Source organism: Desulfosarcina cetonica JCM 12296, from assembly GCF_001311845.1.
In the GTDB taxonomy this organism is placed as follows: Bacteria; Desulfobacterota; Desulfobacteria; order Desulfobacterales; family Desulfosarcinaceae; genus Desulfosarcina; species Desulfosarcina cetonica.
The window spans coordinates 1-4,288 of sequence record NZ_BBCC01000316.1 but is presented as its reverse complement, the minus strand read 5'-3'; the positions used below and the strand labels follow the sequence as shown (position 1 = coordinate 4,288).

Genomic DNA, 4,288 nt, shown 5'->3' with positions numbered 1-4,288 from the left:
GAGCCAGCGGGTCGAAATGCTGGGCCGCTTCGGCATTGCCGCCAAAGGGCCCTGCATGAGTGTGATGCTTTTCTCGCGGGTCCCCTTTGAAACCCTCAGGGCACCGAAAACCGTGCGCATTACCCGTGAAACCGCTTCCAGCGTGCGCTTGCTTCACCTGCTGCTGGCAAATACGGTCGGGCTCGATCATTTGCCCCTTCAGGTGGGCAAGGACGATCGTGCCGATGCCGAATTGCTCATTGGCGACCGTGCTTTGGTTCGGGGACAGCGGCCGGTGGCGGATGATTTCCCCCATGTTATCGATCTGGCCGATAAGTGGTTTGACATGCAGGGGCTGCCTTTTGTTTTTGCCCGTTGGGTGGTTCGCACGGATGCCGCCGATGGGGTGAAACAGGCCCTTGGCGATTGGCTGGGACGTTTCAGGGAACGGGAACCGCTATTGGTCGAGAAGGCCGTGGAGCCGTCCGCCGCGGCCGTGGGGGTGGCGCCCGAGGTCATCCGGCGTTACTTCCAGGTGATTCGCCGCAGTCTGGACGATACCGACATCCAGGGGCAGGCGCGGTTTGTCCAGCTTCTGGAACAGTGGGGGCCGGAACCGGCCTTTCCCCCTTCCGGCGCGTAGTCTCCTCGGCTGCAGAACATGCAAGATGCGGACTTACAGGAAGAGATGATGAATCAAACGCAACCCACGCCAAACCCGACAACGCCACGTTATGACCGGCAACAGGCCCTGGCGCTTTTGACCGATCTGCCATGGGCGAATTGATGAACCTGGCCTTCCGGGAGCGCCTGCGGCGTTTCCCCGATCCGGTGGTCACCTTTGTGGCGGACACCAACCCCAACTACACCAACGTCTGTGTGACCGGTTGTCGCTTCTGCGCCTTTTGCCGGAAGCCCGGCGATGCGGATGCCTATCTGCTCAGTCCCCGGGAACTGGCCGACAAGGTTCGCGCGGCCGCCGACCAGGGGGCCACCACGGTGCTGCTCCAAGGCGGACACCATCCTCGGGTCGATCTGGCGCTGTGGCAGGATTACATCGCCGCCATCCAGGATGCCTGCCCCGGCACGCATATCCATCCCTTCAGCCCGGCCGAGATCGTTTTCATGGCCGACAAGGAAAAACTATCCGTCGAAGAAGTGCTCACGGTGCTCTGGGCGGCGGGCATCCGCACGATTCCCGGCGGCGGAGCGGAAATTCTCAGTGAACGCGTGCGTGGCATCATTGCCCCGCGCAAGGCCAGCAGCGCGCAGTGGCTGGCGGTCAGCGAAGCGGCCCACCGCCTGGGATTTGCCACCACGGCGACGATGATGTTCGGCCATGTGGAAACCGACGCGGAGATTGTCGAGCATCTTTTTCTCCTGCGCGATCTCCAGGATCGCACCGGAGGGTTTACCAGTTTCATTCCCTGGTCCTTCAAGCCGGGAGCGACAGTCCTGGGTCGCCAGGTCAGCCAGGGCGTCCACGCGGCCCGCTACGTGCGGATCATCGCCGTGGCCCGATTGGTGTTGGACAATTTTACCCACATTCAGTCTTCCTGGTTCTCCGAGAGCATCGCCGCCGGTCAGTTGGGACTCTTGGCCGGTGCCGACGACTTCGGTGGCGTCCTGGTGGAGGAACATGTGCACAAGGAAGCCGGCCACGATCGAAAGGCCACCCTGGAAAATGTGGTCACCATTATCCAGCGTGCCGGATTCACGCCCGCCAGGCGGGATTCCCGTTACGAAGTCCAGTCGGTTTACCCGCCACCTTCGCCGCTGGGAACCGCTGACGCCATTACCGCCTGACGGGATGCGTACGAAGCCCGATATCGGCGTTACGGGAAGGGCCGGTCAAGGGCCCCTTTTGCCGTAAAGGCCGCCCGTGCCTCGACTTCGAGCAGATCGGGATGCTCCCTATAGCGCGGTGAGAAGTGGAAGAGATGATACTGCTTGGCTCGGCAGGCCCTGGCGATCATTCCGGCTTGGCGAGCGGTGAGATGATGCTTCTGGCGGGCGACTGCCTGGTGGTGGTCGGAGAAGGCCGCTTCGATGAAGAGCTGGTCCACGCCCTCGGCGATGGCGATGATCTTGCGCATATTCTCGGGGGAGCCGGCCGAATCGGTGATGTAGGCCAGGTGCTGGCCCGCTGAAATACGCACGATGGCCGCTTCGAGCTCGCCCAAGGGGAAAATCCGCGGCTTTTCGTCCGGCGATCCGGAAATCTCCACCGGTGTTTTTGGATCGGTGCCAGCGTATATCATTTCCTTCAGGTGGTTCAGCCATGCCCCCGGTTTCAGGCCCAAACGCGCCAATGCGACGTTCAAGATATTGATGTGGAAACGCTCGTGCAGGGCAAAGCCCAGCACCGGTGTCCCGTGGTCCAGATGGACGGCATCCACGCGGAGGTTCGGCTCGTTCAGGGCCATGCCCGTGAAGGGCGTCTCGATGATCTCTCCGTCGGGCCGGAATCCCTTCCGACAGGGATACCGGCAGGTCAAGGCGCGGTCGGGATGAAGCTCCGTGGCATGCAGAACGAACCGATGGGCGTAATTCTCAACCAGATTCCAGCAGTAGCCGGCGAGCTTGCCCGCCAGGTTGGTGAGAAAACCCTGGGGGCCGACGAGGAACAGCTCCTTGTCGCGCCCCAACATCAGGCGCAACACACGGTCGAATCCCGCGAAGTGATCCATATGGGTATGGGTCACAAAGATATGGCTGATTTTTAAAACGTCACGGGAGGGCAGGGTGGCAATGTCACCCAAGTCGAAAAGCAGTGCCCGATGCTGGTGTCGAAACGGAACGAACAGTGCGGGATCGTCAAATGGGCCGTTGACCAGTCGGGGAAGAAACGTCGGGCCCATTCGACGCGTCAGGGCAGGAGCTTGGCAACCTGCTTGTGAATGCACATGTAGATATCGGCATCCGATCCGAAGATGTCGACCACGGATTTGTGGTTGATCAATTTTTCAATGACGAAGGCCGTGAGATAAAGGCTGACCACGTTGGGCTGCTGCACCAGGTTCCGGAATGGCGCGATCTGATAGTCGACATCGAACTCGTCGGCATGGGTGAGGGTTTCCAGACTTTTCAGGATTTGCTCTTCGAGTTCATTTTTATTGGTGGTTTCGACCAGATGCTCCTCAACGAGCTTCATGGCGATGGGATTGGCGAATCGCGCCGGATCTTCTCTGACATTATTGATGGCCACCCGGCGGGCCTGCTCCTTACCGGATTCGATTCGGGACAGAATGCTGGATTCGCGGTTGCTGGGTCTGAACACTTTCGCCATGGTGATCACCTGCTGTTAATGGATTGGTCATGATCCGATATTGGCCCCTTTATAGAAAGATGACCGGGCCAATGCAAGTAAAAAAACAGTAAAAACGGTCGATTTGATAAATAATGCAAAGGCCCGCCCGCAGGGGGATGAATTCTTCTACCCGGCTATCGTTGCGGGTCGGTGTCCTCGACCATCAGTTGCAGCGTCCGATTGCCATTCCAATGGTTCCATTGCGGCCGATAGGCGATCCGGTTAAAGTGGGTTAGGCCCTTGCCGGCGGGCGTATTGAACTGAATGGCTTGAATCGCGCCGCCATGGCCGTCAGCCTGCTCGAGGGTCATCTGGCGATGACGGATACCCACGGTCCGGCAGTCGCGGACCCGGACGCCCAGGGCCATGAAAATCGGATGGGGATTGCCCTGGCCAAAGGGCCCCAGACGTTCCAGGTGGTTCATCAGATCCGGCGTGACCTGGGACAGCGGCAGCTGGGCATCGATGAAAAGGGGCGGTGGCGTAACCGGGGTTTTGGCGATCACCGCTTCCAGGCGGGACCGGAAAAGGGGGATGTTGGCCGCCTGGAGGGAGAGACCGGCTGCCTGGGGATGGCCGCCGTAACGCTCGAGAAGATCGGCACACTGCCCCAGGCTGGCCGATACGTCAATCCCTTCGATACTACGGGCCGATCCCTTGGCATGGCCATCGCGGGCACTGATCACCACGGCCGGGCGATGGTACTGGCGGGCCAGGCGGGAGGCGACGATGCCCAAGATGCCTTCGTGCCAGTGATCCCCGTTTACTACCAGAACGGGTTTGGCCAGCCACTCCGGGTAGCGCTTGAAGGCCTTTTGAATCGATGCCAACAGGCCGTTTTCCATCTGCTGGCGCCGATTGTTGAGTCGGCAGAGGGCCTTGGCCAGCCGATCGGCGCTGGCGGGGTTTTCGGAAAGCAGCAGCTGACAGGCGATGCGGGCATGGGCCAGGCGACCGGCGGCGTTGATTCGTGGGGCCAAGCGAAAAGCGATCGCCTCC

At 60.6% G+C, this 4,288-nt stretch carries 5 protein-coding genes; 2 read left to right on the top strand and 3 right to left on the bottom strand.

Annotation, left to right across the window (positions count from 1 at the left end):
• Together JCM12296_RS32825 and JCM12296_RS32820 are read left to right on the top strand one after the other, a co-directional pair.
• Window positions 1–622: MqnA/MqnD/SBP family protein (locus JCM12296_RS32825; protein ID WP_218188410.1), on the top strand; the 622-nt coding region annotated here is incomplete at its 5' end.
• Window positions 623–765: 143 nt separating this feature from the next.
• A complete protein-coding gene (locus tag JCM12296_RS32820; protein WP_172684229.1) occupies window positions 766–1,785 on the top strand; it encodes a CofH family radical SAM protein in 1,020 nt (339 codons plus the stop codon).
• A gap of 29 nt (window positions 1,786–1,814) precedes the next feature.
• Here JCM12296_RS32820 and JCM12296_RS32815 read toward each other — a convergent pair whose 3' ends face one another.
• From JCM12296_RS32815 to JCM12296_RS32805, 3 genes are all read right to left on the bottom strand, one after another.
• Window positions 1,815–2,840, bottom strand: coding sequence for a ribonuclease Z (locus JCM12296_RS32815; RefSeq protein WP_054701961.1), 1,026 nt, complete (start codon window positions 2,838–2,840; stop codon window positions 1,815–1,817).
• An 8-nt stretch (window positions 2,841–2,848) separates the two neighbouring features.
• Window positions 2,849–3,268, bottom strand: coding sequence for a hypothetical protein (locus JCM12296_RS32810; protein ID WP_054701959.1), 420 nt, complete (start codon window positions 3,266–3,268; stop codon window positions 2,849–2,851).
• A gap of 155 nt (window positions 3,269–3,423) precedes the next feature.
• Window positions 3,424–4,288: single-stranded-DNA-specific exonuclease RecJ (locus tag JCM12296_RS32805; RefSeq protein WP_218188409.1), on the bottom strand; the 865-nt coding region annotated here is incomplete at its 5' end.

Bases quoted from the DNA above. Each gene is read 5' to 3' on its own strand.
- JCM12296_RS32820 (WP_172684229.1), top strand. From the start codon at position 766: ATGAACCTGGCCTTCCGGGAGCGCCTGCGGCGTTTCCCCGATCCGGTG.
- JCM12296_RS32815 (WP_054701961.1), bottom strand. From the start codon at position 2,840: ATGGGCCCGACGTTTCTTCCCCGACTGGTCAACGGCCCATTTGACGAT.
- JCM12296_RS32810 (WP_054701959.1), bottom strand. From the start codon at position 3,268: ATGGCGAAAGTGTTCAGACCCAGCAACCGCGAATCCAGCATTCTGTCC.